The 26,405-nt window shown below is 72.3% G+C and carries 22 protein-coding genes; 12 read left to right on the top strand and 10 right to left on the bottom strand.

The annotated features are described in order from the left end of the window. Positions 1-18 precede the first annotated feature (18 nt). The 6 genes from tssK to HSX43_RS15525 are packed head-to-tail and all read left to right on the top strand — an operon-like array spanning position 19 to position 9,938. On the top strand, positions 19-1,350 hold the full coding sequence (tssK, locus tag HSX43_RS15550; protein WP_179381055.1) for a type VI secretion system baseplate subunit TssK: 1,332 nt from the start codon (positions 19-21) through the stop codon (positions 1,348-1,350). A 1-nt stretch (position 1,351) separates the two neighbouring features. Continuing rightward, positions 1,352-2,989 carry a type IVB secretion system protein IcmH/DotU gene (icmH, locus tag HSX43_RS15545; protein ID WP_179381054.1) on the top strand — a complete coding sequence of 546 codons (1,638 nt, stop codon included), beginning with the start codon at positions 1,352-1,354 and terminating at the stop codon, positions 2,987-2,989. Between the two features lies 1 nt (position 2,990). Beyond that, on the top strand, positions 2,991-6,602 hold the full coding sequence (gene tssM / locus HSX43_RS15540; protein ID WP_179381053.1) for a type VI secretion system membrane subunit TssM: 3,612 nt from the start codon (positions 2,991-2,993) through the stop codon (positions 6,600-6,602). Between the two features lie 9 nt (positions 6,603-6,611). Then, the gene (gene tagF, locus HSX43_RS15535) at positions 6,612-7,289 is read left to right on the top strand and encodes a type VI secretion system-associated protein TagF (protein ID WP_179381052.1); all 678 of its coding nucleotides are present in this window, start codon (positions 6,612-6,614) and stop codon (positions 7,287-7,289) included. After that, entirely contained in the window at positions 7,267-8,016 is a 750-nt protein-coding gene (locus HSX43_RS15530) for a PP2C family protein-serine/threonine phosphatase (protein WP_208454630.1), read from the top strand. The genes tagF and HSX43_RS15530 overlap by 23 nt, the downstream gene beginning before the upstream one ends. Beyond that, positions 8,013-9,938, top strand: coding sequence for a serine/threonine-protein kinase (locus tag HSX43_RS15525; protein ID WP_179381051.1), 1,926 nt, complete (start codon positions 8,013-8,015; stop codon positions 9,936-9,938). Before HSX43_RS15530 ends, HSX43_RS15525 begins: the two co-directional genes overlap by 4 nt. A 2-nt stretch (positions 9,939-9,940) precedes the next feature. Here the strand turns inward: HSX43_RS15525 and HSX43_RS15520 are convergent, their stop codons facing one another. The 6 genes from HSX43_RS15520 to HSX43_RS15495 all read right to left on the bottom strand — a co-directional run bounded on the left by HSX43_RS15520 (position 9,941) and on the right by HSX43_RS15495 (position 13,657). Beyond that, positions 9,941-11,152 (bottom strand): hypothetical protein, encoded by a 1,212-nt coding sequence (locus HSX43_RS15520; protein WP_179381050.1) that lies wholly within the window; start codon positions 11,150-11,152, stop codon positions 9,941-9,943. Next, the gene (locus tag HSX43_RS15515) at positions 11,149-11,556 is read right to left on the bottom strand and encodes an ExbD/TolR family protein (protein WP_179381049.1); all 408 of its coding nucleotides are present in this window, start codon (positions 11,554-11,556) and stop codon (positions 11,149-11,151) included. Before HSX43_RS15515 ends, HSX43_RS15520 begins: the two co-directional genes overlap by 4 nt. Further along, positions 11,553-11,987, bottom strand: a complete 435-nt coding sequence (locus HSX43_RS15510; protein WP_179381048.1) for an ExbD/TolR family protein — start codon at positions 11,985-11,987, stop codon at positions 11,553-11,555. The genes HSX43_RS15515 and HSX43_RS15510 overlap by 4 nt, the downstream gene beginning before the upstream one ends. A 7-nt stretch (positions 11,988-11,994) precedes the next feature. Then, on the bottom strand, positions 11,995-12,615 hold the full coding sequence (locus tag HSX43_RS15505) for a MotA/TolQ/ExbB proton channel family protein (protein ID WP_179381047.1): 621 nt from the start codon (positions 12,613-12,615) through the stop codon (positions 11,995-11,997). 3 nt (positions 12,616-12,618) lie between these two features. Beyond that, complete coding sequence (locus tag HSX43_RS15500) at positions 12,619-13,092, bottom strand: hypothetical protein (protein WP_179381046.1); 474 nt, start codon at positions 13,090-13,092, stop codon at positions 12,619-12,621. Positions 13,093-13,213: 121 nt separating this feature from the next. After that, positions 13,214-13,657 carry a hypothetical protein gene (locus tag HSX43_RS15495; RefSeq protein ID WP_179381045.1) on the bottom strand — a complete coding sequence of 148 codons (444 nt, stop codon included), beginning with the start codon at positions 13,655-13,657 and terminating at the stop codon, positions 13,214-13,216. Positions 13,658-13,676: 19 nt separating this feature from the next. On the opposite strand from HSX43_RS15495, the gene HSX43_RS15490 reads away from it, so the two are divergent. The 6 genes from HSX43_RS15490 to HSX43_RS15465 all read left to right on the top strand — a co-directional run bounded on the left by HSX43_RS15490 (position 13,677) and on the right by HSX43_RS15465 (position 20,118). Beyond that, positions 13,677-14,150 carry a DUF1036 domain-containing protein gene (locus tag HSX43_RS15490; RefSeq protein WP_179381044.1) on the top strand — a complete coding sequence of 158 codons (474 nt, stop codon included), beginning with the start codon at positions 13,677-13,679 and terminating at the stop codon, positions 14,148-14,150. A 62-nt stretch (positions 14,151-14,212) separates the two neighbouring features. Beyond that, positions 14,213-15,460, top strand: coding sequence for a hypothetical protein (locus HSX43_RS15485; RefSeq protein ID WP_179381043.1), 1,248 nt, complete (start codon positions 14,213-14,215; stop codon positions 15,458-15,460). Continuing rightward, positions 15,461-17,794 carry a peptidoglycan DD-metalloendopeptidase family protein gene (locus HSX43_RS19945; protein ID WP_179381042.1) on the top strand — a complete coding sequence of 778 codons (2,334 nt, stop codon included), beginning with the start codon at positions 15,461-15,463 and terminating at the stop codon, positions 17,792-17,794. It abuts the gene before it with no gap. A 75-nt stretch (positions 17,795-17,869) separates the two neighbouring features. Next, positions 17,870-18,775: a DUF4123 domain-containing protein gene (locus tag HSX43_RS15475; RefSeq protein WP_179381041.1), complete on the top strand. Its 906-nt coding sequence runs from the start codon at positions 17,870-17,872 to the stop codon at positions 18,773-18,775. Next, entirely contained in the window at positions 18,775-19,599 is an 825-nt protein-coding gene (locus HSX43_RS15470) for a hypothetical protein (protein WP_179381040.1), read from the top strand. Before HSX43_RS15475 ends, HSX43_RS15470 begins: the two co-directional genes overlap by 1 nt. Before the next feature lie 105 nt (positions 19,600-19,704). Then, positions 19,705-20,118, top strand: coding sequence for a hypothetical protein (locus HSX43_RS15465; protein ID WP_179381039.1), 414 nt, complete (start codon positions 19,705-19,707; stop codon positions 20,116-20,118). A 25-nt stretch (positions 20,119-20,143) separates the two neighbouring features. Here HSX43_RS15465 and tssH read toward each other — a convergent pair whose 3' ends face one another. From tssH to tssE, 4 genes are read right to left on the bottom strand one after another with little or no spacing between them, the layout of a single operon-like run. After that, on the bottom strand, positions 20,144-22,777 hold the full coding sequence (tssH, locus tag HSX43_RS15460) for a type VI secretion system ATPase TssH (RefSeq protein WP_179381038.1): 2,634 nt from the start codon (positions 22,775-22,777) through the stop codon (positions 20,144-20,146). A 30-nt stretch (positions 22,778-22,807) separates the two neighbouring features. Further along, positions 22,808-23,809, bottom strand: coding sequence for a type VI secretion system baseplate subunit TssG (gene tssG / locus HSX43_RS15455; protein WP_179381037.1), 1,002 nt, complete (start codon positions 23,807-23,809; stop codon positions 22,808-22,810). Beyond that, positions 23,806-25,743, bottom strand: coding sequence for a type VI secretion system baseplate subunit TssF (tssF, locus tag HSX43_RS15450; protein ID WP_179381036.1), 1,938 nt, complete (start codon positions 25,741-25,743; stop codon positions 23,806-23,808). The genes tssG and tssF overlap by 4 nt, the downstream gene beginning before the upstream one ends. Beyond that, complete coding sequence (tssE, locus tag HSX43_RS15445) at positions 25,740-26,336, bottom strand: type VI secretion system baseplate subunit TssE (RefSeq protein WP_179381035.1); 597 nt, start codon at positions 26,334-26,336, stop codon at positions 25,740-25,742. The genes tssF and tssE overlap by 4 nt, the downstream gene beginning before the upstream one ends. Positions 26,337-26,405: the final 69 nt, after the last annotated feature.

The following is a 26,405-nucleotide window of genomic DNA, read 5'->3' as shown; positions in this document are numbered from 1 at the left end:
GAAACCACGGGGAACGACATGTCGCTCGTAAGCAAAGTCGCCTGGAAGGAGGGTCTCTTCCTCCAGCCGCAGCACCTCCAGCAGGCCGACCGGCATGTGGAGCATCTGCTCGACGCGCGGCTCAAGCATCTGTCGCCCTATCCCTGGGGCCTGGCCGAGATGGCGATCGACCGCGACATGGCGCAGCAGGGCAAGGTCGGCCTGCGCCGCTGCGCGGGGATCATGCCCGACGGCACGCCCTTCGACGCGCCCGAGACCGGGCCGCTGCCGGTGCCGGTGCCGTGCCCGGAGGATGCGGCGGGCCTGTCGGTCTGGCTCACGCTGCCCGAACGGTCGCCCAACGGCCGCGACGTCTCTCCCGACGAGGAGGGCGCGACGGCGCGCTATGCGCTCGGCACCGAGACGGTGGCCGACAACGCGGCCGCCGCCCGCGCCGAGCAGGTGCTGGAGATCGCGACGCCGCGGCTGGAACTGACGCTGCGCAAGACGGCGCGGCCCGGCTATCAGAGCCTGCGCCTCGCGAAGATCACCGAAGTGCGCGACGGCGTCGTCAGCTTCGACGACACGGTGCCGCCGCCCGCGCTCGTGCTGGCGGCGCATCCGGTGTTGCTGGGCTACCTCAGCCGGGTGATCGGCTGGATCGAGGCCAAGCTCGAGACGCTCGCCCGCTATGCCGCCGACCCCTCGGCCGGTGGCGGGATGCAGGCGGCGGATTACCTCATGCTGATGACGCTCAACCGCGAGATCGGCGTGCTGCGCCATATGGCGGGGCTCCATGCCGTCCACCCCGAGGCGCTCTACCGGCATCTCGTGGGCCTCGCCGGCGAGCTTGCCACCTTCGACAATTCGAGCCGCCTGGCCCCGGGTTACGACACCTACGACCACGCCGATCCGAAGGCCGCGTTCGGGCGCGTGGTGCAGGACATCCAGCGCCTTCTGTCGCGCGACGTGGGCCGGGCGATCCGGCTCGACCTGCGGCAGGTGCGGCAGAATTCCTACATCGCCGAGGTCGCCGACCGGAACCTCTTCCGCGAGGCGGCCTTCGTGGTGGAGGTCGAGACGGCCAAGGCCATGACCGAGGTGCAGGGCCAGTTCCCGCAGCTCGTGAAGATCGGGCCGAACACGCGGATGAGCGAGATCGTCCGCAACAACCTGCCGGGCGTCGGGCTGCAGCATCTGCCGAACCCGCCGCGGCAGATCCGGGTGGTGCCGTCGAACGTCTACTTCATGCTCGACAAGAACACGCCCATGTGGCGCGAGTTCTCGACCGCCCCCGCGATCGGGATGCATTTCGCCGGGGACTGGCCCGATCTGAAGCTCGACCTCTGGGCCATCCCGGAGGCGCTCTGACATGGCGGGGCGGGACGATCGCGACAAGACCGTGATCGGCGGTCCCGCGCTCGGCCGGAGACCCGGCGGCGGCGCGGACGACCCGTTCGGACGGCGGGACGGCGCGGGGGGCACGCGCGACAAGACGGTCATCGGCGGGCCGGGTGGCGCGGGTTCGGGTGCGGGCATCGGCGTGCGACGGCCCGCGGACGACGGCAACACCTGGGTCGGCGGGCCGGCGGTCACGCCCCGGCCGGGCGGCGCGACGCAGGCGCCTCACACCCCGCGGGACGACGGGCGCAGCCCCGGTTTCGGCACCGGCGTCGGCTCGAACCTGCGCCCCGGGGTCGGCGCGGGCATCGGCAAGCGCGCGGGCGGGCCGGGCGAGGGGTTCTTTCCCGAGATGGGGCCGCGCGATGCGCCGGTGCAGCGGGCCGAGGCGGCGCGCATCCCGCTGCATCAGGCGTTGCAGGCGACGGGGCTGGGCGCGGGGGGCTCGTCGAACCCGCTGGTGGCGGCGGCGGCGAACCTGCTGATCCTCTTCGGGAGGCTGCGCACGGGCCTCGTGGAGATGCAGGCCGCGCCGCTGATGGAGCATGTCTATCACGAGATCGTCGCCTTCGAGCAGAACGCGGCCGCCGCGGGCGTCGACCGGCATGTGGTCGAGGTGGCGAAATACGCGCTCTGCGGCACGGCCGACGACATCGTGCAGAACCTGCCGGGCGCCGACCGGGGGCAATGGGCCGAGTATTCCATGGCCGCGCGGTTCTTCAACACGCGCGACACCGGCGTCGGCTTCTTCCACGAGGCCGAGAAGGCGATGCAGGCGCCGGGCGAATACTATGACCTGCTGGAGCTGATGCTGACCTGCCTGTCGCTCGGCTTCGAGGGGGAGTATCGCACGCGCCCCAATGGCGCGACGGAACTGGCCCGCATCCGCTCGGCCATCCACACCGCGCTGCGCACGCAAAGGCCGCGGCCCGACGACGACATTTCGGTCAGTTGGACGCCGGTGATCCTGCGGGGCAAGCGGCGGTTCGGGGGATTGCCGGTCTGGGCCTATGCGGGGCTCGCTGCCGTGCTCGTGGTCGGGTTCTTCGCGGCGCTCTCGACGCTTCTCAACCGCGACGGCTGGGCCACGGCCAACGCGCTCTACACGATGCACCCGACGGATGTGACCGTGGCGTTGGAACGGTCGCGCCCGGCGGTGCCGTTCCAGGCGGAATCGACGCAGCTCGACCGCATCCGCGAGGGGCTGGCCGCCGAGATCGCGGCGGGCGAGGTCGAGGTCGGACAGAAGGGCGATTTCATCTTCGTGCGGGTGGGCAATCTGCTGCTCTTCGATACCGGGCAGGCGACGCTGCGTCCCGAGTTCACGCCGCTCGCCGAGCGGATCGCCGAGGTGCTGGATGCCGAGCCGGGGCCGGTGCGGATCGAGGGCTTCACCGACAGCGTGGGGCAGCCGCAATCGAACCTGAACCTCTCGGTCGCGCGGGCCGAGGCCGTGCGCGCGGTCGTCGGCCCGCTCCTGTCGGACCAGGGGCGCGTCGTCGTCGAGGGCCGGGGCGAGGCCGATCCGATCGGGGACAATGCCACCGCCGAGGGCCGGGCACAGAACCGCCGGGTCGAGGTGATGATCGCGCGCGAGGGGACCTACTGAGATGTTGCGCCGTTTCTTCCGCAAGCTCTTCAAGCATGGCTGGTTCCGCAAGGTCCTGATGGTGCTGGGCCTGATCGGGCTCTGCGTCGCGATCTGGTTCGGCTTCCCGATGACGGGCGTGATCGTGATGGGCACGGTCTGGCTGCGCGCGTCGCTGATCGGGGCGATCCTGGGGCTGTTCTTCCTGATCGTGCTCCTGCGCTACCTCAAGCGGCGCAAGGCCGCGAAGGCGCTGGAAGAAGCCATGGTCCCCGAGGAGCCGGTGGGCGACGGCAAGGTGCTGGCCGAGCGGATGACCGAAGCGCTGGCCACGCTCAAGAAGGCGGGCGGGCGCACCTATCTCTATGACCTGCCGTGGTACGTCATCATCGGGCCGCCGGGCGCGGGCAAGACGACGGCGCTGCAGAATTCGGGCATCGAGTTCCCGCTGGAGAAGACCGGCGGCGCGCTCGAGGGCTTCGGGGGCACGCGCAACTGCGACTGGTGGTTCGCAGAGGACGCGGTGCTGATCGACACGGCGGGGCGCTACACCACGCAGGACAGCCACGCCGAGGCCGACAGCGCGTCCTGGACGGCCTTCCTCGACCTTCTGAAGCGGGCGCGGCCGAGCCAGCCGATCAACGGCGTGATCCTCGCGCTCTCGATTGAGGACGTGATGGGCGGCGAGGTGGCGCGTCACGCCGAGACGGTGCGCGCGCGATTGGCCGAGGTGCACGAGACGCTCAAGATCGACTTCCCGGTCTATGTCCTCTTTACCAAGGCGGACCTGATCTCTGGCTTCCGGGAGTATTTCGGCTCCTTCAGCCTGCAGCGGCGCAACGGCGTCTGGGGCGCGACCTTCCAGACGAAGGACCGGGAGGCGCTGACGCACGAGGGCGTGCCGGCGGAGTTCGACCGGCTGGTGAGCCGCCTGTCGGACGAGGTGATCGACCGGCTGAACGAGGAGCCGGACGGCATCAGCCGGATCGCGATCTTCGGTCTGCCGGGGCAGATGGCGATGCTCAAGGACGGGGTGAGCGACTTCCTGCGCCGGGTCTTCGAGCCGACGCGCTACCAGTCGAACGCGATCCTGCGGGGGTTCTACTTCACCTCGGGCACGCAGGAGGGCACGCCCATCGATCAGGTGCTGGGCGCGATGAGTGATGGCGCGGGGGGCGGGGCCTTCGGCGCGGGCTTCATGTCGGGCAAGGGCAAGAGCTATTTCCTGCGTGACCTGATGCAGAAGGTGATCTTCGCGGAGCGCGACTGGGTCAGCTTCGACCGCCGCGCGGTGCGGCGCGCGACGATCCTGCGGGCGACGGGGTTCACGCTCGTCACGGTGCTGACGCTCGGCGCGCTCGGCGGGCTCGGCTGGTCCTACTGGCGCAACGCGACGCTCGTGGACGTGGCGCAGGCGGAGACGGCGGCCTATGCGCGCCTCGCCTCCGACGAGATCGGGCGGCAGATCATCGACGACACGCGGCTGGAGCCGGTGTTGCCGTTCCTCGAAGACCTGCGGGGGATGCCCGCGGGCTATGGCTCGGACGCGGAGACGCCGATCTGGGAGGGGCTTGGCCTCGGGCAGCGCGAGCGTCTGGAAGCGGCCTCGGAGGCGGCCTATTCGGACGCGCTCGAAAAGATGCTGCGGCCGCGGCTGATCCTGTCGCTGGAGCAGGAGATGCCGCTCATCGTGAGCCGGGGCGACACGACCGAGATCTACCGCGCGCTCAAGGTCTACATGCTGCTCGGCGCCCAGGGGGAGCGCAACGACGACGCGGCGATCCTGTCGTGGTTCGAGGACACCTGGCGCGCGATCTTCACCGGCCGCGCGGGCCTCGACACCCGCGAGGAGCTGATGCGCCACCTGACGGCGATGCTGGAGCTCGACGACACGCGCAGCCCTCTGGTGGAGATCGACGAGGCGACCATCGACCTCGCACGCGGGGCCATCGTGCAGCTGCCGCCGTCGGATCAGGCCTGGGCGCTCATCCAGGACGGGGTGGCCTCGACGGGCCTGCCCGACTGGCAGTTGACCGAGGCCGCGGGCCGCGCCGCCGACCGGGCGTTCAGCGCGCGCGACGGGAAGGACCTCGCGCAGCTGACGGTACCGGCGCTCTTCACCTACGAAGGGTTCTGGAGCTATTTCTACCCCTCCCTCGAAGAGGTGGCGGAGCGGCTGCGCGCGGATCAATGGGTGCTGGGCGAGGATGCGGCCTCCGAGGAGTTCGAGGCGCGGATGTCGACGCTCGACCGCACGCTCCTCGACCGCTACCGGCGGGAGCACGAGACGGCGTGGAACGCGGTGCTGGGCAACCTGTCGCTCAACTCGCTGGTGGCCGATGCGCCGCGCTACGAGACCCTGGGCATCCTCGCCTCGGAGACGGCTTCGCCGCTTTTGCTGCTGGTGCGCTCGGTCGACGAGGAAACGCAGGTCAAGCGCGAGCTCGAGGGCCTCGACGGGCTGACGCCCGAGATGCTGGCCAGCGGCGGGGGCGCGGACCTCGACGGCGTGGCCGGCTCGGTCGGCAGCCAGGTGCTGCAGCGCGTGCGCTCGCGGTCCTCGGGTGTGCAGCGCATCCTGATGGAGGCGGCGACGAGCGGTGGCGGGGGCCGCGTGGGGGCCCTCGGCGGGGGCGGCGGCGGTGGTGAGGGCGACGGGCTGATCGCGCCCATCGAGCGCATTTCGGATGCCTTCGAGGATTGGTCGGCGCTTCTGCGCGGGGAGCGGGGGCAACGGCCCATCGATGCCGTTCTGGGCAACCTCGGCTCGGTCTGGACGGCGCTGGCCGCCGGGCAGTCGAACCCGGAGCAGACGGCGGTTCTGCTGCCGCAGATCCTGTCAGAGCTGACGCGCTACAACAGCCAGTTGCCCGAGGAGGTCGCCGGGCTCGTCAACGAGGCGGAGGCCGACTTCCGGCAGGGCGCGACGGACGCCAGCCTCGAGACGATGAACCGGGCGCTGTCGAACCAGATCGCCTTCTTCTGCCGCGACACGATTGCGCCAAGCTACCCGTTCTCCAGCTCCTCGCGCTCGCTCTCGATCGCCAATTTCTCCAAGTTCTTCGGGCCGGGCGGCGACATGGACCGGTTCTATACCGAGTACCTCGCCCCCCACGTGGAGCGCACGTCGGAGGGGCTGCAATACCGCGAGGACAGCCCGCTTGCGGGTCGCCTCTCGCCCGGCGCGCTGCGGCAGTTCGACCGCGCGGAGCGCATCCGGCAGGCGTTCTTCTCGGGCGGGGGGCAGACGCCCGAGGTCGAGATCGGCGTGCAGCAGGTCGACAACCATTCGACCATCGAGAGCGCGCTCCTGATCGTGAACGACCAGCGCGTGCCCACCGTGCGCTACGAGATCCCGAAGACGGTGGTCTGGCCCGGTACCGGCTCGGCCACGGCGATCCAGGTGATGCCCGCGCTCGACCGGCCCTCGACGCTCGGCTTCACCGGCAGCCCCTGGACCTTCATGCAGCTTCTGGACGCGGCGAGCGCCAAGCGGCGGCAGGGCGATACCCTGCGCGCGACCTTCATGATCGGCGGGCGCAACATCACCTACGACTTCACGGTGAACGCCATCGACAACCCCTTCACCATGTCCGAATTGCGGGAGTTCGAATGCCCGCAATCGCTCGACTGAGGCGGGCCGGTGACGGAGGCGTTCGGCTGGTTCGGCAAGCACCCCGCCTATGGCGACTTCGTGTCCCGCCGGGTGTCGGAGCCGGTGCGCGATGCCTTGCAGGACTGGCTCGACGGTGCGCTCGGCCTCTGGCGGGCGGAGGTGGGCGACGACGCCTGGCGCGCGGGGTTCGACGCGGCCCCGGTGGTGCGCTTCTGGATCGGCGCGCTGATCCTCGGGCAGGGGCGGTCGGGCGTGATGGTGCCCGCGCGCGACAAGGTTGGGCGGCGCTATCCGCTCCTCCTCCTGACCGCGGGCTCGCCGGTGCCGCCGCCGCTCGACCCCGATCAGGCCCCTTACGACGTGCTGGCCGAGCGGGCCGCCGCGGTGCTTTCGGACCCGGAGACACCGGCCGGGGGCGACGGGATGCCGGAGGCGGTCGACGACATCCTCTGGGCCACGAACGACGGGGCCGAGGCCGGGACGCTCCTGTCGGACATCGCCGCCGAGGACATGTGCCGCGCGGCGCAGATGCGCAGCTACTGGTGGACAGTGCCGGAGCCGGGCAGCGCCGCGCAGGTGATTTCGGCCACGGGTCTGCCCGACGGGGCGACGCTGGCCTGGCTGATGACGGGCGTGCCGCTGCGCCCCGACCCCGGCGAGACGACTTCGGACGAGGACCGCGATGGACACGAGACCGGGCAGTGACGCCTTCGACGCCGCGGCCCTGACCGACCGGGGCCGGGTGCGCGACCACAACGAGGACGCGGCCCTGTCGCGCCCGGACCTGGGCCTTTTCGTCGTGGCCGACGGGATGGGCGGGCACGCGGCCGGGGATTTCGCGAGCGAGGTGATCGTGGAGGCCGCCGCCTCGGTGGGTGTCGCCTCCTCGATCGACGACCTCGAGGCGCGGTTCCTGGAACGGCTGCAGCGCGCGCATCTCGACGTGGTCGCGCGGGGCGAGGCGCTCGGTGCGACGGTGGGGGCGACCGTCGTGGCGCTCCTGGTGCACGAGGACGACTGGGCCTGTGTCTGGTCGGGCGACAGCCGGGCCTACCGCCTGCGCGACGGGGAGCTGCGGCAGTTGAGCCGGGATCATACCGAGGTCGCCGAGCTTGTGGCGCGCGGCGCGATCACCGCCGAGGAGGCGGAGACCTGGCCGCGGCGCAACGTCATCACCCGCGCGGTCGGCGTCGGTGCGGAGGTGGAATGCGACCGCGTGGGCGGCCGGGTCGAGGCGGGGGACGTGTTCCTGCTGTGCTCCGACGGGCTGACCGAGCATATCCGGGACGGGCGCATCGCCGCCGTCCTGTCGCAGCCCGCGCCGGCCGAGGCGATCAGTTACGAGCTGATCGAGGCGACGCTCGACGCGGGGGCGACCGACAACGTCACCTGCGTCGTCGTCCGCGTGCTCTCGACCCCGGCGGACGGATGAGCGAGACCGACCCTCCCGCGCCCAAAGGCCCGCCGGAGCCGCTGCCGGCGACGGAACGCCCGGTGCCGACGGCCCCGCCGGTGGGGCCCGCGCCCTCGCCCCTGGGGACGACGCTCAACGACAACTACCGCATCGAGCGGCTCATCGGCGAAGGCGGGATGGGCGAGGTCTACGAGGGCCGGCACCTCTTCACGGGCAACCGCGTGGCGATCAAGATGATCCTGCGGGAGCTGTCGAAGGACGAGGGGATCGTCGGTCTCTTCCGGCGCGAGGCGCGCATCCTCTTCGACCTCGCCGACGATGCCATCGTGCGCTACCTCGACAGCTTCCATCACAAGGACAGCGACCGCTACTGCCTCGTGATGCAGTTCATCGACGGCATCCCGCTGGCCGACCGGCTGGAGGCGGAGGGGGCGCTGCCGCTCGATCAGGTGGTGACGCTCTTGCGGCGGCTGGCGCTCGGGCTCGACAAGGCGCACGCGCTCGGCGTGGTGCACCGCGACCTGTCGCCCGACAACGTGATGCTGCGCGAGGGCAAGGTCGACCGTGCGGCGCTCATCGACTTCGGCATCGCCACGGCGGAGGACAAGACCGAGGCCACGCTCCTCGGTCAGTTCGCGGGCAAGTACCGCTTCGTCGCGCCCGAGCAGCTTGGCCTCTACGACGGGACGGTCGGGCCGCGCACCGACATCTATGGTCTCGGCCTCCTGATCGCGGCGGCGGCGCGGGGCACGGCGCTGGAGATGGGGCGGTCGTTCCCCGACGCGGTGCAGGCGCGGGCGCGGGTGCCCGAGCTTGCGGACGTGCCGGCGCGGCTGATCCCGCTTCTGGCGCGGATGCTGGAGCCCGACCCCGCGGATCGCCCGGCCTCCATGGCCGAGGTGGCCGCGATGCTGGACGACCCCGCGCGGCTGGCCCCCGCCGCGCCCGACCGCACGGTGATCGCCACGCCGCCGGGCGGGCGCATCTCCACCCCGCCCGGTGCGCCCGCGCCCTCGGCCCCGCCGCGGACCACGGGCCTCGGGCAGCGCGCGGCCCTGCCGGGGAGCGACACGACGGAGGGGCCGTTCCGACTGACGGTGCCACCGGCGGAGGCGGCCGCGCCGGTGCCGGCGCGCGCCGGTCGGCGGGCTCCGCTGCTGGCGGCGGTGCTCCTTCTGCTGGCCCTTGCCGCCGGGGGCTGGGTGATGACGCAGCGGCCCGACCTGCTGGCCTCCGCGCCCGAGCCGGCACCGCCCGAGGAGGAGGCGCCGGAAGAACCCGCCACGCCGCCGGCACCCGACCTGCCGCCGCCCGATACCTCGACGCGGGAGGGGTTCCTCGCCGGGTTCGTGGCGGAGCGGGCCTGTACCTACGCGACTCGCGTGACCGCCGGGGCGGACGTGGGCCGGATCGCCGCCTTTACCGGACCGGACGCCGCGCTGCCGGGGCTCTCTGGGGCCTATGGCGAGGCCTTCGGCGTGGCGCCCGACGTGGTGGACCGCCCGGTGAGCGCGGCGCAATGCCCTGCGCTCGACCTCGCGCGGGCGCTGCAGGGGCGGGGCGGCGTGGCCCCCGTGCTGACGCTCGACGCGCCGGAGACGGCGGCGGGCGGCACGGTGCTCGGCCGGTTGGGCGAGATGCGGGGGCGGGGCGCGTGGCTCGTACTGGTGACGGCGGAGGGGCAGGTCTTCGACCTCTCCTCGCGGCTCGAACCGCAGGCCGACGGCTCGTTCCTCTTCGCCTTCACGCTCAACGCGGCGAACGTGGCCGAGCCGCAGGGACAGCTTCTGCTCGCGATGGCGACGCCCGAGCCGCTGGTGGCGGCGGCCACGGCCACCGATGGCGCGGCGGCGGGCGCGCTTCTGCCCCGGGTGCTGCCGCAGGCCGCGGAGGCGGGGGCCGTGGCGCAACTTGCGCGTTTCGTGCTGGTGCCGGGGTAGGGCTACCGCACGTCGATCGGCTGGACGGCGAGGCGCGTGCCGGGGGGCAGCTCCTCGGCAAGGGCGGGGAAGACATCGGCGGCGAGGCGCCCGGCGAGGCGCGTGATCGTCTCGGGCCGGTCGGGCGTGGCGAGCGCGATGAGGAGCTGCGCCGTCTCGCGCGGGGCGCCGTCGCGGGTGACGGGCACGGCGAATTCCGCGCGCCCGCCGGTGAAGCGCAGGAAGCGGCGCAGATCCTGCACGACCCCGTTGTCATCGACGAGGAGGAGCGAGGTATAGGCCCCCGCCGCGCCCTCGATCCGGCCGACCAGCGTTTCACCCGAGGCAAGGTCGCTCTGCGCGAGGCCGAGGCCCAGCTGGAACGCCGGATAGCGCGCGCGGCTGCGCAGGAAGGTGAGCGCGGGGCACTGGCGCGCGTCGATGAGGAGGCGGCGCTCGTCGATCGGCAGCGTCTCGTCCTGCAACACGGTCTCGGCGAAGCGCGCGGCGGTCACGTCCTGATCGCTGAGCGTGACGACGAGGGGGCCGAGCGGGGCCGTTTGCGGCCGGGGCAGGGCGACGAGGCAGGCGTCGTCGAGCCGCCCGCGGATGCGCTCGATCAGCGCGACGAGCGCCGCGTCGCCGGGGCTCGGCGGGGCGGCCGGTGGTGGCGGCGCGGCGGGGGGCGCGGGGGACGGCAGGGCGCTGGTGATCGTGGTCGTCTCGGGCGGCGCGGCTTCGGGTGTCTCCGTCGTCATGGGGGCCGCGCCGAGCGTGGCGACGGGGGCCGGTGCCGCGCCGGGGCCGTCGGGCGCGAGCGGCGCGAGCGTTTCCGGCGCGGCGGGTGCGAGGGTGGCGATGTCTGCGGGGGCCAGTGTCTCGGGCGCTGCGGGGGCCAGGGTCTCCGGCGTGGCCGTCTCCGCCGTCTCCGGGGCGGGCGTCTCCGCCGGATCGGAGCGCGGCGGTGCCGGAGCCGGCGTTTCGGGCGCGGCCGGTTCCGCGCTTTCGGCCGGCACGCCGTCGGGGCCGGGGCTGTCCTCGGGGGGCGCGGTGTCGACGGCGGGGGCGATGGTGATGATCGTCTCGGGCATCGCCGGTGGGGGCGGCGGGCGCGTGAACGACGGCACGAGGTCGAGCATCCAGACGACGGCGGCGGCGTGGACCGAGACGGAGAGGACCGTGGCCGTCGCCCAGTGCCCGCCCGATTCCGGGGCCTGCCCGAGCCGCCGGGTCATTGCCGCAGCCCCCGGCGGTGGAGTGTGACGAGGCGCAGCTCCACCTCGCTCAGCTCGGGCCGCGCGACGAGGTCGAGGAGCGCATGGGCCGGGGCCCCCCGGTCGATCAGGAGGTGCAGGCGGGCGGGGGCGTCGAGCGTCTCGACCGCCGCGCCGAGGAGGTCGGGCGCGAGCGGCGCGCCGTCGAGCTCCCATCCGCCGTCTTCGTCCACGATCAGGATCGGTGTCGGCAGGATGTCGAGCGGCAGGACGGTGGTCTCGGAGAGTTCGATGTCGGGGCCGACCGGATTGAGGAGCCGCCCGGTCGCGAGGAAGAAGAAGATCAGCAGGAGCACGATGTTGACGATGGCGAGCGACACGTCGAGGCCGCGCGCGCGCCGGGCGGGGGGCAGGCGGCGGGTCACGGGCGGCCCCCCGCGCGGGCCATGGAGATGCGGGGCACCCCGGCCGCCGTCAGCGCCTCGGTCACGGCCACGAGATCCTGCACGCGCGCGCGCTCACCGGTCAGCAGGACGACGCCCGGCGCGTCGGACCCGGCGAGGGCGGCGGCGAGGTCCGGCAGGGCATCGAAGCCGAAGCGCTGCCCGCCGGCGACGACGGCACCCGCGTCGATGGACCAGAGCGCCGTCGGCTCCCCGCCCGTGGGCTGGGCCGTGGCCTCGTGGCCGCCCTGGCCCGGCCCGGCCCCGGGGGTGAGCGAGAGGATGGAATAGGGCACCTGGCTCGACGCCAGCATGAAGAAGATCAGCAGCTGGAACATCGCGTCGGCCAGCGGCGTGAGCGCGAAGCGGTAGCGGCGCGGTTCGGCCGGGGGCAGGAGGGGCGCGCGGGCCATGGCGGCCTTACCCCGTCTCGATACGGCCGTGGATGGCGGTGGAGACGGCGACCTCGATCATCTGGCGCTCGCCCTCGATGCGGGCTTCGAGCCAGGTGGCGAAGAAATAGGTCACGAGCGCGATGGCGAGGCCGAGCGCCGTGGTCGTCAGCGCCGTCCAGATGCCACCCGCCAGAAGCGCCGGATCGACCGCGCCCTGCGCGAGCGAGAGGGTGGAGAAGGCGTCGATCATGCCGATGACCGTGCCGAGAAGCCCCAGCATCGGCGCGCCCTGCACCACCGCCTCCAGCACGCGCATCCGGCGGGCCAGCAGGTTCATCTCGCCGAGCGCGGCATTGCGGCCCAGCTCCTCGGCGTAGGCCGGGTCGTTGGGGCGGGCCTGCAGCGCGGAGAGCACGGCCTCGAGCACGCGGACGCCCACGCCGTCGCGGGTGCGGGCGGCGCGCGTCGCCTCGTCGGGGCGGCCCCCGAGCCAGGCGTCGAGGATGGCCTCGGCCCGCTCCGCCCGGCCCACGCCCAGCCGACGGAACTGGATCACCTTGAAGAGGCAGACCGTCAGCGCCGCCACCGAGAGCGCGGCGAGCGCCGCGAAGACGGTCAGCGTGACCGTATCGACGTCTCCGAACATGGGTTACAGGCCGAACTGGATGTCGGTGCGCGAGGCCGTGTTGAGGCCCGCACCGCAGATCGCCGAGGTGCCGCCGCCCGCGACCGCGCATTCGGCCACGTCGTTCACGACGATGCGCGAGAGATCCTCGCAGCTCTGCTCGGGCAGGTTGAAGGGCACGATGCGCGTCTTGCCGGGGGGCAGCGCCCCAAAGTCGAGCACCAGGATGCGGCGCACGATGCCCTCGGCGTCGAAGAAGCCGACCTGGAAGGAGGCCTGCGCCAGATCCTCGGCGCTGTCGTTCGTGGCCACGTAGGTCAGTTGGCAGACCTCGCCGTCGAGCGAGGCGGCGTTGTTCAATTCCAGCGTGAAGGTGCCGTCGGGAAGGGCGGGCGAGACGGACGCGGTGTCGGGGGCATCGGCGTCCGCCGCCTCCTGCGCCGGGGCGAGGCCGGGGGCGAGGACGAGGAGCGCGGCGAGAAGGGCGAGACGGGTCATCGGGATCTCCGGGGTCGCTGAACGGGGTCGGCGGAATACCGCCGGTGCCCTCCGAGCGGACCCGAAGCGGACGGGATGGTCAAGGTGCGGCGGGCCAATTCCCGCCCGCCGGCGGATGGGCTCAGCGATAGACCCCGTTCGACGGCAGCTGGCGGAACGCCTCGATCGTCGCGACGCGGGGTACGGGGCCGTCGCGGGTCGAGGAGGTCGGTGCCCCGAGCGCGGGCAGCGCCTCGGGGACGGCTGCGACCTCGGGGGTCGGGCGCGGCACGGGGACGGGGCTGACCGCGACGGGCGCGGGGCGCGCGGGGGCGGCGACCGTGGCCACGGGGCGCGCGGGAGCCTGTGTTTCCGGTGCGGTGGGCGCGGCGGCCTGTGCCGTGGGGGTCTGGGCCGGGCTGCGGGGCAGCACCGGCTCGGCGAGCGACACCGGCTGCAGCGGATCCTGCCAGGCGCGGGGCGCGTCGGGTTCCGTCTTCAGCGCGCCGTGGCCGAGGGCGAGCGCGACGGCCCCGCCACAGGCGAGGACGACGGATCCGGCGGCGATGGAAATGGGGCGCAGCATCGGCGATACCTCGGTCGTTATGGCAGCCAGTCTAGCACGATCCGGCCCCCGCGGGAGGGGCGAAGGCCGCATCGGCACGCGGCGTTGCGGCCGTGCCGCGCTTGCCGGGGCGTTTGCGTTTCTCTGGGCGGGCGCGGCGGAGGCGAGCTTCACCATCTGCAACCGCAGTTTCGATGTCGCCAACGTCGCCATCGGCACCGAGGCGGACGGCCGGATGACGACGCAGGGGTGGTGGAAGATCGGACCGAACCAATGCGCCGAGGCGATCCCGGACGCACTTGCGCCCGGCACGGTCTACGTCTTCGCGCTCGACGTCTTCGGGCGCGAGCTTCTGTCGGGGGCAGTGCCGCTCTGCGTCGCGCCGGCACGGTTCCGCATCAGTGACGCGCGGGAGGATTGCGCGATCCGCGGCCATCTCGACGCGCGGTTCCTGGCGGTGGACACGGGCGAGGCGCGGGCCTGGCGGATGTTCATCGCGCCGCTGCCGGAGTGAGCGGGCCGCGCCCGCGAGGCGCTTGGACCCGGCCGGGAATCGGGTAGACTGGCCCCATGGACATGCGGGGGATCAGAGGGGTCGTCGCGGCGGCGCTCGCCGGGCTTTGCATCGCCGGCCCGGCCGGGGCCGAGGAGCGTGTCGCGTGGATTCTCGGCCCGCCGGACGCGTCCGTGGCGCTGTCGCAGGCGTTCCTGCGGTCGGGCTACGACGTGACGCGCCGCGCCTGGGACGGCGCCGGGCCGGTGCCCGAGATCAACCTGCCGCGCGGCGCGCGCCTCGTCGTGCACGTGACCGGGGCCGGGGAGGCGGGGCGCGGGGCGCTGGCGCGCCGGCTCGACCGGCTGGCGCGGCTCGGCGCGGGGCCGATCCTTCTGGTGACGGAGGCCTGCGGCGACTGGCCCGCCGGCGACTGGACGCTCGCGGCTCCGGCGGCGGGGGGCGAGACCTGCCCCGACCCGGGGCTCACGGAAACCCTGCGCGAGACGTTGGCCGCGCCCGGGGCGGCGCTGCCCGCGCGGGTCCGGCGGGCGGGGCCGGGCGTCGGACCGCTGACCGAGGCGCGTGCGGCCCCGGCGGCGGAGCCCATCGTGATCGGAACGCTCGGCGCGGCGCGGCCCGCCACCGGCGGCGTGTCGATCGGGGCGGCCCCGGCGACGGTGCCGCGCGCGACGCCCGTCGGCCTGCGCATCGGGGCGGCCCCCTTGCCCGCGCGCCTGCCCGCGGCGGAGGCCACGCCGGAGGGCCTGCCGCGCCCCTCGATCATCGTGGGGGTAATCCGCACGCCCGAGGAGGAGGACGCGGCCGTCGACCTCGATGAGACGCTGGGCGCGGGCTCCGCCGACACCTACGAGATGCGCGAGCGGTTGCGTGCGAGCGATCCGGAGGGCTATGCCGAGCTCGTCGCCTCCGGGGCCTTCGACCCGCTGCCGGGCGATCTGCCGACGGTGCTGCAGCAGGTGTTGCAGCGGATGGGATGCTATCGCCTCGGCGTCGACGGCGACTGGGGCAACGGCTCGCGCGCGTCGGTGGATCGCTACTACGCCACGCGGGGCGACGCGGCCCCCACGCGCGAGGCGACGGACGAACTCTTCCGCGACGTGATCCTGCGGGAGGACGTGGTCTGCCCGGCCCCCGCGCCGGCCGCCGTGCGGAGCGCGACGCCGCGGCAGACGACCACGCGGCGCGCCACCACACCCGCGCGCAGCACCGCCGCGCGCCCGAGTGCGCCGGCACGCAGCGCCCCCGCCGCCGCGCCCTCGACAGGCGGCGGACGCATCAACCCGACCTTCAACGGGGCCTTCCGCTAGGTGGAGATCGATCCGCAGTTCCGGGCGGCGCGCAAGCGGGCGCGGGCGCGGCGGCTGCGGCGGATCGGGGCGCGCGTGCTGGTCTGGGGCGTGGTGCCGCTCGGGCTGCTGCTGACGGGGCTCTGGGCGTTCACGGACGTGCCAACGCAAGTGGCTAACCGCGTCGAGGGCTGGCGGATCGCAGCGGACGCCGACGAGACGCTCGTGCAGGTCGAGCAGGAGATCACCGTCGCGCCCGCCGTATCGGGCAACGTCTTCATCGACATTCCGGGCGACCCCACGCTCCTGCGCCTGCCGCCCGAGGACGCGGGCGAACGCGTCACCCGACGCGCGGGGCCGGGCGTGCTCGACGTGGGGCGCTTCGGCCTGCCGACGGCGGATCGCCTCTCGGTGCTGCGCGACGACCTCGTGGTGACCGAGAGCCGGCTGATGACCGTGCTGCCGAGCACGCGCGAGGAGTTCGCCTTCCTGCAGGCGCAGCAGGACGAGGCGGCGCGCGACCTGCGGGAGACCTTCGCCGATCCGGCGGCGCTCGCGGAGCTGGCGGGGCTCGACCTTGCCGCGCTGAGCGAGGAGACCGAGGGGGAGGACAGCTACGGCACCGCGATCACGGGGCTGGAGGATGCGGCGGCCGAGACCCCCGCCGCGACCGGCCCGGTGGAGCGCACGAACCTCACCTTCACCCGGCGCGAGGCCACGCGGCAGCCGCTCTTCGAGGACGTGATCCTGCGCGCGGAGCAGGACCGGGCGCTCCCGGCCCTCCTGGCCGAGGGGGGGCTCGGCGCGCGGGCCGAGGCGCTCTCCGGGGAGATCGTGGCGCTCGTGCCCGGGGCCGCGGAGGTGCCCCGCGGCGGGCTCGTGGCGCTGCGGCTCAGGCCCGAGGGGGCCGGGCGCGTGCTGTCGCATGTGTCGATCTACGGGGCGGAGGGCTATCTCGGGACGGCGGCGCAGACGCCCGCAGGCCTCGTCGCCGCCTCCGACCCCTGGGTGGGTGAGGCGCTGATGGAGCTGACGGGCGAGGACGCGCCGGCGGCCGGGGCCACCTTCCGCCTGCTCGACGCGATCTATTCCGCGGCGCTCCGGGGCGGCGTGCCCTCGGACCTTGCCGGCACGTTCACCGGCGTCCTGTCGCAGGATCTCGACCTCGAGGCCCCCGCGCGGGAGGGGGACCGCATCACCCTCGCCTTCGCCGAGGATCACGGGCCGAACGGCACGGCCGAGGGCCAGCTGATGTATGCCGCGCTCTCGGGGCCGTCGGGCGAATGGCAATGCTACGTCGTGCCCGACCCCGCGGAGGGCGGCTTCCGCTGCTTCGTGCCGGGACGCGCGGCGCGGGGAGCGGCGACTCTGGCCACGCCCGTCGACGGCGTGCTGACCTCGCGTTTCGGGCCGCGCAATCACCCGATCTTCAATCAGGTGCGCCTGCACGCGGGCGTCGACTGGGCCGCACCCACGGGCACCCCCGTCCGCGCGGCGATGGCGGGGCGCATCACCCGGCGCGGCACGGCGGGGGGCTATGGCAACCTCGTCGCGATCGCCCACGCGGGCGGGCTGGAGACGCGCTACGCCCACCTCGACGGCTTCGCGCCCGGGCAGGAGGTGGGCAGCACCGTGCAGGCGGGCGAGGTGATCGGCACCGTGGGCACGACCGGGCGTTCCACCGGGCCGCACCTGCACTTCGAGACCCGCCTCGCCGGGGAGCCGACCGACCCGATGCCGCTCCTGACCGGGGAGCGGGTGCTGGCGCTTGCCCCGGCGGCGGCTTCGGGGGCGGTGGAGGCGCTGGTGAGCCAGATCATCCAGGTCGAGAGCGCGGGCAACGCACGGGCGAAGAACCCCCTCTCGACGGCGACGGGCCTCGGGCAGTTCATCGAGAGCACCTGGCTGCGGATGATGCGCACCTACCGGCCCGACCTCGCCGCGACACTGTCGCGGGCCGATCTGCTGGCGCTGCGCTTCGACCCGACGCTCAGCCGCGAGATGGTGACCCGCCTCGCGCAGGAGAACGAGGGCTACCTGCGCGCGCGGGGCCATCAGATCACCGCGGGGCGGCTCTATCTCGCGCATTTCCTCGGGCCGGGCGGGGCGGACAAGGTGCTGTCCGCTCCCGAGGGCCAGTCGATCCTGTCGCTGATGGGGGCGGGCGTCGTGCGGGCGAACCCGTTCCTCGCGCGCTACGACGTGGCCGACCTGCGCGCCTGGGCCGACCGCAAGATGCGCGGCCGCGGTCAGGGCGCGACGACACTGGCCGAGGCCCCGCCCCCGCCGCCGCCCGACCCGGAGGTGCAGCTTTATGTGGACCTCGTGGACGAGGTGCTGGCCAGTTCGGGGTGAGCGGCGTTGTTTGACGTAAGGTCAGTTTGCGATAAGGTGGCCCGGACGCGGGAGGGACGAGGCGATACGTTGGACGTGAGCTCCATTTCCGGCCTGCGACCCCTTCCGGTCGATGCGCCGCGCGGCACCCAGCCCGACGCGCTGCGGGCGCATGTGCCGCCGGAAGCCCCGCTCTTTGCGGTGATCGACGCGGGGCGGTTCCCGAACCTGCCCGAACGTCTGGAAGCGGCGGGGGTCGCGCATCGTTGCCTCTTTCAGGGACGCTGGGCCGAGGACTTCGGGGACGTCGCGCCCTGGCTGGTGCGGATCGACCCGAAGGACGACATCTTCCGTGCGCTCTTCACCCGGTCCGACAGGGCGTGGGATCATTTCGACGCCTATCCCGGCATCTGCCTATGGTCCGATGCGGAGATCGACGATGTCTCGCGGCATCTGCGCCGTCTGCCGCGTATGCTGCGCGAGGACGGGTCGGTGCTCTGGTTCCGCTACTGGGAGACGGATATCCTGCCTCTCGCTCTGCGGATCGAGCCGGCGATGGTCGGGCCGCGTGCCTTCGGTGGGGTGATCGACGGCTGGATCGCCTGGGGGCCGGAGGAGGCCTGGGTCTGTCTGCCGGGCGACGAACTTCCGGCGGCGACCGGATCGATGCAGCTGACGCCCGCTCTGATGGAAGCCTTCTCGAGCCATGTCCGGCGTCATTTCTGGCGCGGGGTCGAACGGGACTTCTTGGCGGAGGACGGCCTGGGCGCGGACGGCTTCGCCACCTTCCGCAGCGATGTCTCCTTTCAGGGGTTCCGCACGGCGGAGGGTGTCACGAAGCTGGCGCGCCTCTACAATCGGGCCGGGCGCTGCCTGATGTCGGAGAACTGGGCCCGCGCCTGCCTGTCGGACACGAGCGCGTTGCCCGAGCCGATCCGGGTGGATCGTCTTGTCAACGCGGCGCGCGACGTCGGCGTCATCGACATCGAGGCCATCGTCTGATGCGCGAGATCGGCAATCCCGTCAGCCCCTGCGACGACCCCTGCGACGTGGCGATCCCGCTCGTCTATCCGATGCAACCGATTCCGATTCCGGTCTCTGCGGTCCGCGAGAAGATCCCCTTCGACGGGATCGACGTCCCGGCCTCCATGCAGGCGACCTTCACCGATCCGGACAGTCGCCCGCCGCTCAGCGTGCAACGCGTTTCAGGTGGCTCCTACTATGTCCTGGGTCTCGGGCACGCCGGGATCGCCATCATCAACGGCAGGACCGGAGGCGTCAAATATGCCGAATATGGCCGATACGACGCCGCGAACCGGGGCCTGGCCCGATGGGTTCCGGCGGTGGAATCGCTGACGATGACCTTCACCGACAGCGGCAATCCGGATCCGGCGAGCATGGCCGCCCTGGGACGGCAGCTGGTTGCGACGAACGGCGGACCCTACGCGGTGGAAGGGATCTGGGTGAAACTGCGCAACGGCGCATTCGGTGTCATGCAGTCGTTCATCAACGACCGGATCCGAGATACGACCGCGGGAACCGCGGCGATCTACGACGTCACGTCGAACCATTGTTTTACCTTTGCCCGGGAGGTCGCCAGAAGCGCCGGGGTGAACACGGGCGTGTCCGGGGCACCGGAGCTCGATCTGGAGATCAGGGGCGGCAACTTCGCCACAAGGGGGCTCGTCGCCATGCGCGCGCCGACGATCGAGGTGCCCGCCCGGCAGATCAAGATCATGCAGAACCGGTATCGCGACTATCGCCTGAACACATCGGGCCGTCTCGTCGGGAGCGAGTACTTTCCACGCACCATCAATGGTATGTGAATGAGAAGGGCTTTCGTCGTCACGATCCTTATCGGCGTCGTCCTTGCCGGTATCCTCCTGATCATGACGTCCGACGTCCACCCGACCTTGCCGAGGGAGGCAAACATGAACGCGACCTGTATCCAGCCCTATGAGCAGATCGAGGACGACCCCTATTGGGTCGACCTGATCGAGCGTGCCTGGGCCGAGCCGATACCCGAGGGCCTCTCCATGATCGGCGGTCTGGATGGTCGGGGGTGGGCGCGCCTGTGCCGGGCCGAGGACGAGGGACCGGGATTCTACGTCGGTCAATACCGCGATGCCGTGACGCGTTATTCGGGCCTCTGGCGCCTTGCCCGGGAACGCGGACAGCCGGAGCAACTTCCGTCAGACGCGACCGTCATAGAGAGCTACTACCTTTCGGCCTTTACGAACGGTTCCATGCTGATCCAGTCGGAGGTCCTTCCGGGTCGGCCCTACGCCTTCCTTGTCCCGGCGGACCCGACGGCCATTGAAATGGCCCCCATTCGGGAGGAGTGAGGGCCGGCGGACCGGCCCGTTCCGTCTAGCCGAACGCGTAGACGAAGCCGTCCTCGCCCATCTCGATCGAGACGTCCCCGATCTCCGCGCCGGAGACCATGCGGCTCAGCACGTCGCGGCTGAGATCGGGGAGGATGGAATTGGTGATGATGTTGTCGATCATCCGCCCGCCGGAATCCGGATCGCGGCATTGCGCGACGATGTGGTCGAGCACGGCGTCGGACCACATGAGCCGCGCGCCGTGCGCCCCCTTCATCCGCCGCGCGACCGAGCCGAGCTTGAGCCCCGCGATCCCGCGCAGGACGGGGGCCGAGAGCGGGACATAGGGGATGGTGACGATCCGGCCGAGGAGGGCGGGGGGGAAGACCTCCAGCAGGAACGGCTTCAGCGCCGTCTCCAGCTCCTCCATGTTCTCGACCGTGCCGTCGCCCGCCATCTCCATGATGACATCGGTTCCCACGTTGGACGTAAGCAATATCAACGTGTTGCGGAAGTTGATGGGGCGGCCGTTACCGTCTTCCATGATGCCCTTGTCGAAGACCTGGAAGAAGAGCTCGTGCACGTCGGGATGCGCCTTCTCGATCTCGTCGAGCAAGACCACCGAATAGGGCTTGCGCCGCACGGCCTCCGTCAGCCGCCCGCCCTCGCCGTAGCCGACGTAGCCCGGCGGCGCGCCCTTGAGGAGCGAGACGGTATGCGCCTCCTGGAACTCGGACATGTTGATGGTGATGACGTTCTGCTCGCCGCCGTAGAGCTGCTCGGCCAGCGCCAGCGCCGTCTCCGTCTTGCCGACGCCCGAGGGGCCGGCGAGCATGAAGACGCCGATGGGCTTGTCGGGGTTGCCGAGGCCCGCGCGGCTCGTCTCGATGCGCTTGGCGATCATCTTGAGGCCATGGTCCTGGCCGATGACGCGCTCCTGCAGGGTGTCGGCGAGGGTGAGCACCTGTTGCAGCTCGTCGGCGACCATGCGGCCCGCGGGGATGCCCGTCCAGTCGCTGATGACGCTGGCGACGGCCTGCTCGTCGACATGGGCGTAGACCATGCGGTCGTCGGCGTCGCGGCCCGAGAGGTCGGCCATCTTGGCGGCGATTTCGGCGCGGGTGGCGGCCTCGTCGAAGTCCTCCCCCGGCGTGGCTAAATCGCGGCGCAGGGCGACGATGCGGTCGACGAGGGCCTTCTCCTCGGCGTAGCGGTTCTCTTCGACGCTGAGGTCGGTCTCGGCCTTCGACCGGTCCTCCAGCGCCTCCGACAGCCGCTCCTCGTCGGTGGCTCCGAGGTCGCGCTCGGCCTCCTTGGCGGCGATCTCCGACGACAGGGCCGCGATGCGGGCGCGCAGGTCGGCGATGCGGGCGGGGGTGGCGGCCTGGCTCACGGCGACGCGGGCGCAGGCGGTGTCGAGCAGGCTCACGGCCTTGTCCGGGAGTTGCCGCGCCGGGATATAGCGGTCGGAGAGCGCGACGGCGGCGACGAGCGCCTCGTCTGCGATGCGCACGCCGTGGTGCTTCTCCATCGGCTCCAGGATGCCGCGCAGCATGGTGCAGCAGCGGGCGACGTCCGGCTCGGGCACGTCGACGGGCTGGAACCGGCGGGTCAGGGCCGGGTCCTTCTCGATGTGGTTGCGGTATTCCGACCACGTCGTCGCGGCGATGGTGCGCAGGGTGCCACGGGCAAGCGCAGGCTTCAGCAGGTTGGCCGCGTCGCCCGTGCCAGCGGCCCCGCCAGCCCCGATGAGCGTATGCGCCTCGTCGATGAAGAGGATGATCGGCACGGGGCTCGCCTGCACCTCGTCGATGACGGATTTCAGGCGTTGTTCGAACTCGCCCTTCATGGAGGCCCCGGCCTGCATCGCCTGGATGTCGAGCATGTGCAGCCGCGTGCCCTGCAGGTTCGGCGGCACGTCACCGGCGGCGAGGCGTTGCGCGAAGCCCTCCACCACGGCGGTCTTGCCGACCCCGGCCTCGCCGGTGAGGATCGGGTTGTTCTGCCGCCGGCGCAGCAGGACGTCGACGATCTGCCGGATCTCGGGGTCGCGGCCGACGATCGGGTCCATGGTGCCGCTGGCCGCGTCGGCGGTGAGGTCGACCGAATAGCGCCCGAGCGGGGTGTCGCCGCCGCGCCCCTCGGCCGCGTCCTTCGCGCCGCCTGCCGTGAGGCCCGAGCCGTCCATCGGGCGCAGCTCCTCCTCGGCCGATTGCGCCCAGATCGCCTGATGCTCGCGCGCGATGCGGTCGGCGGAGAGCGCGTCGAGCGCGGGGGCGGCGGCGGTGATCTCGCGGCGCAGGCGGTCGTCGGAGAGCGCGGCGAAGAGGACGTGGCCGGTGCGGATCTGCGCTTCCCCGAAGAAGAGGGTCGCGTAGGTCCAGGCGAGCTCGAGGAGCTTCTTGAGCGCGTCCGAGACCTGCGGGCTCTCGGTCACGCCCTTGCGCAGACCGGCCTGCGCGGCGTCGAGTTGCCGCAGGACGGTGGTGCGGTCGACGTCCATCGCGGGCAGGGTGAGCGCGAAATCGCTGTCCTTGTCGGAGAGCGCGTGGAAGAGCCAGTGGATCATCTCGACCCGCGCGTTCTCCTCGGCGCGGGCATAGCGCATGGCCCCCAGGAAGGCGTCGTAGCCGGTGCGGTTGGCCTTGCCGAGAAACTTCTCGATCGTGATTTCAGCCATTCAAATCGTCCCCTTGATCCCGATGCGGTCTCACGCCGCCTCCAGTCCGAATTCCGCCACCTCGACCGGGCCCGTCGCCGTCTCGTCGGGGGCCATGGCCGCCATCCAGCCGAGCGTCATCGTCGCCCCGAGCGCGCCGGGCGGCACCGTCTCGGCCGGCAGCGACAGCGCGACGCTGACGTCGATGCCGGGGCCGAGGTACCAGAAGACGAGATCCGACAACTGCCGGTGCCGCCGATGGCCGGGCAGGTAGGCGGTGTAGTCGTCGAGGTCGCGCGTGCGGATGTGCAGGCGGATACGTTCGTTGACCGTGCGCATCCGGCTGCCGAGCGCGAGGTCGCGCCCGAGCGTCGCGGCCCCGAGGCCCATGCGGCTCCGGTCCTCGGGCTCGAACTCCATCCAGGTCGGGACGTGTTCCTCGACGCTCACGTCGGCGCGCAGGTAGAGCTCGATCAGCTGCCGCAGGCGCACGGCGCTGCGGACCCGCGTGGCGTGGAGGCCGACGAGTTGCGTGCGCGAGATGTCGGGGATGCCGTCGCGGTCGCGGAAGGCCGGCGTCGACACGCCCGAGAGTGCGGCGACATGGGCGCGGAAGCGGTCGCGGTCGGGGTGGTCGAACTGGCTGATGGCGTGGGCGTCGGACCAGGCGCGGAAGAAGAGCTGCAGGAAGCGGGCGGCGAAGAGGTCGGCGAACTTCGGAAAGCTCTCGTCGCCCGCGATCAGCGTCCAGCGCAGCACTTCCTCGGTGGTGTTGAGCGGCAGCGCGCCCTGCGGCCCGAAGTAGCCCAGCACGTTCGAGCGGATCGCGACGCGCCCGTCGGGCAGGTGCTCCACGTCGGAGACGTCGGCCACGGGGAAGTCGAGGAACGGGTCCTGCCCCAGCACGGCGACCTCGTCCTTCAGGCGGGCGTTCCGGCCGATGGCGGGCTTGTCGGGGTTGCGCCGTTCCTGCCGGCGCAGGAGCGCGAAGAGGCCGAGGCGGGTCGCCGCCGTCCGCCGCTCGGCCACCGGGTCGGGACGCGCGGCGCTCACAGCAGCGGCCCCGAGCCGGTGCGCGGCGGCCAGTGCTTGATGTCGCCGCGCTGGCGGGTGGCGATGATGGTCTTGGTGAAGCTGTTGGCGGGGGCGTATTCGGCCAGGAACCGGTCGAGGATCGCCCCCATCAGGAGCGCGCCCGACCCCTCGTAGGCGTCTTCGTCGAGCGTGATCCGCACCTCGACGCCGCGGGCGGGGAAATGCCCGTCCTCCCGGCGGATGAGCTGACTGATCTGGCGGGTTTCGAGCGAGAGGATGCCGCCGATCTGCTTTTCGTCGGTGGCGTCCGAGAGATCGGCGAAGAGCGACAGGATCTCGCGCAGGGCCGCGGCCGATGTACCGCCCTGCCGGTCCTCGATGCCGAAGTGCGAGAGCGCCAGATAGCTGATGAGGCGCCAGTGGACGTCGCCCTGCACCGCGCGGTGGGGCGCGTCGAAATCGAGGAGCGAGAGCGGCTCGCGCGGGGCGGTCGGGCCGGCGACGGCGCGCAGCGCGATCGTCTGGTCGTCAACCATGCGGAAGGCGTCGGCCGCGTCGGACTTCGGCAGGAGCGCGGGCAGGTGGCGGTTGGAGCAGAGCGTGCGGATCTGCAGCCGCTGCGCGCCTCCGCCCCGCTCGGCGTCGGTGCCGTCGTCGCGCTCGGGCGGCTCCCAGACGGAGATGAAGGTCTCGGTCCCGAGGTAGCGTTGCCGCCGGCCGAAGCGCATCTCCTCCTCGGTCAGGCGCCGGGCCTTGCGGCGAGAGGTGTAGTAGAGCGCCTGCCGCGGGTCGGCCCCGTTCTCGTCGGGCAGGCCGTAGAGCGGATGCACTGGGATCCGCGTGCGAGAGGCGTTGTAGTGGGCCTTCACGTCGAGGAGGCGGTGGATCTCGTAGTGCGTCGAGGGGCTGCCGGCCGGGGTGACGACGAACTCGTGCCGCTTGCCGTCGAGGCGCACCTGCTGCGCGGACTCCACGAAGAGGTTGACCGCCGGCACGCAGCGCAGGCGCATGTCGCCGGGCTTCAGGCGCGAGGCGAGGCCCGCGTCGAGGCGGTCGAATTCCAGGACGAGCTGCACCTGCCGGGCGTCGATGCCGACGAGCGCGCGATCGAGCCCCGTGAGGACCATGCCGAGGAACTGCCGCGGAAAGGCGAAGCCCTCGCGCAGCAGCGCGAAGCCGTCGAAGAGCCGGGTGTCATGGGGCAGCATCCGCTCGGACCGCTCGAAGCCGATCTGGGCGAGCGCCTCGGGCGGCAGGCGGCGGAAGACCGGGTCGCCCTGCGCGTCGAGCCAGCGGAGCGAGGCGCGCAGCGTGTCGCAATGCACCTGCTCGTAGAGCGCGGAGGCATCGGCGGAAGGTGCGGTGAAATGCACCGGCAGGCGCGCGACGGGCAGGGTGCCGAAGGCGTGGCCGGGCTCGGTGATGTCGAGCGTGAGCGTCAGGCCCGCCACCGCCCCCTCGGTCGCGTCCTGCCCGAGGGCGGAAATCTCGGCGGCCCCGGAGAGATAGGCCGCGCCGCCCACCTCGATCGGCCAGAGTTCCAGCGGCGCAGAGGTGGCGAAGCGGCAGGCGACGCGGTGGTCGGCATCGACGAAGCGCGCGTCGAAGTAGCTGCCGGACGGCAGGGCGATGCCCTCCTCGATGCCGCTCTGTCCGGGCACGAGGCCCGCCTGCGCCAGCATCATCGCGGGCAGGGGGGCGAGCGCGTCGGGGAAGATCTGCTCCAGGATCTCGGTCGTCAGGCCGCGGAATTCTTCGTCCATCTTGAGTTGGACGCGGGCGGCCATGAAGGCGGCCCCCTCCATCAGGCCCGCGACGGCCGGGTCGGCGTTTTCGCGCAGGAGGCCGCCCAGCCGGCCGGCGATGCCGGGGTATTCGGCGGCGAATTCGGCCCCGCGTTCGTAGAGAAGCGACAGCTCGCGCTCGTAGGCGTCGCGGAAGGCCTTTCTCATCGCTGGGTCCGCAGGCGCCGGGTGCGCAGCTTGCCGGCCCCGAGGTCGACCTCGGCCACGAAGTCGAGCGGCAGGTCGGCCGGGTCGGCGGCGATCTCGGCCTCGACGCGGAAGGTCAGGCGGTTCTTCTCGGCGGCCTCGTCCTCGTCCTCCCCGGGGGAGACGGTGACGGAGCCGGGGACGAGGCGCGGCTCGAACGACAGGAGCGAGGCGCGGATGGTCTCGGCGATGGCGTCGCGCGACTTGGTGGTGCCGGCGGCACGGCTGAGGTCGGCGAAGCCGTAGTTGACGACCGAGCGCGCGATGCGGCTGTCCTCGGGCAGGGGGACGCTTGCGTCGAGACGCACGGTGGAGATGAGACTTTCGAGGTCGAGCGCGAGGTGGCGGCGCAGTTCCGCCTCGTCGACTGTATCGCGGAAGATGCGGCGGGCGCGGTCGGCGTCGGCGTCTTCCGTCGTCCGCTCCTGGTCGACGCGGGCGTCGCCGTGCTCGGCGGCGGTGCGGAAGACGTGCATCATCGACATCTGGCGCGGGGGCTTGCCCTTGCCGCCCGCGCGCAGGTCGGGCCGCGTCACCTCTGCCGCTCTACGCATCTCTCAAATTCGCCGGTCTTGGAAAAAAGACGGGGGCCGGGCCAAATCGGCCGGCCCCCGCGATGTCTC

Origin of the sequence: Jannaschia marina (assembly GCF_013404595.1) — a bacterium.
GTDB lineage: Bacteria > Pseudomonadota > Alphaproteobacteria > Rhodobacterales > Rhodobacteraceae > Jannaschia > Jannaschia marina.
The sequence above is the reverse complement of the archived record's forward strand: the minus strand, read 5'-3'. Positions and strand labels throughout refer to the sequence as shown.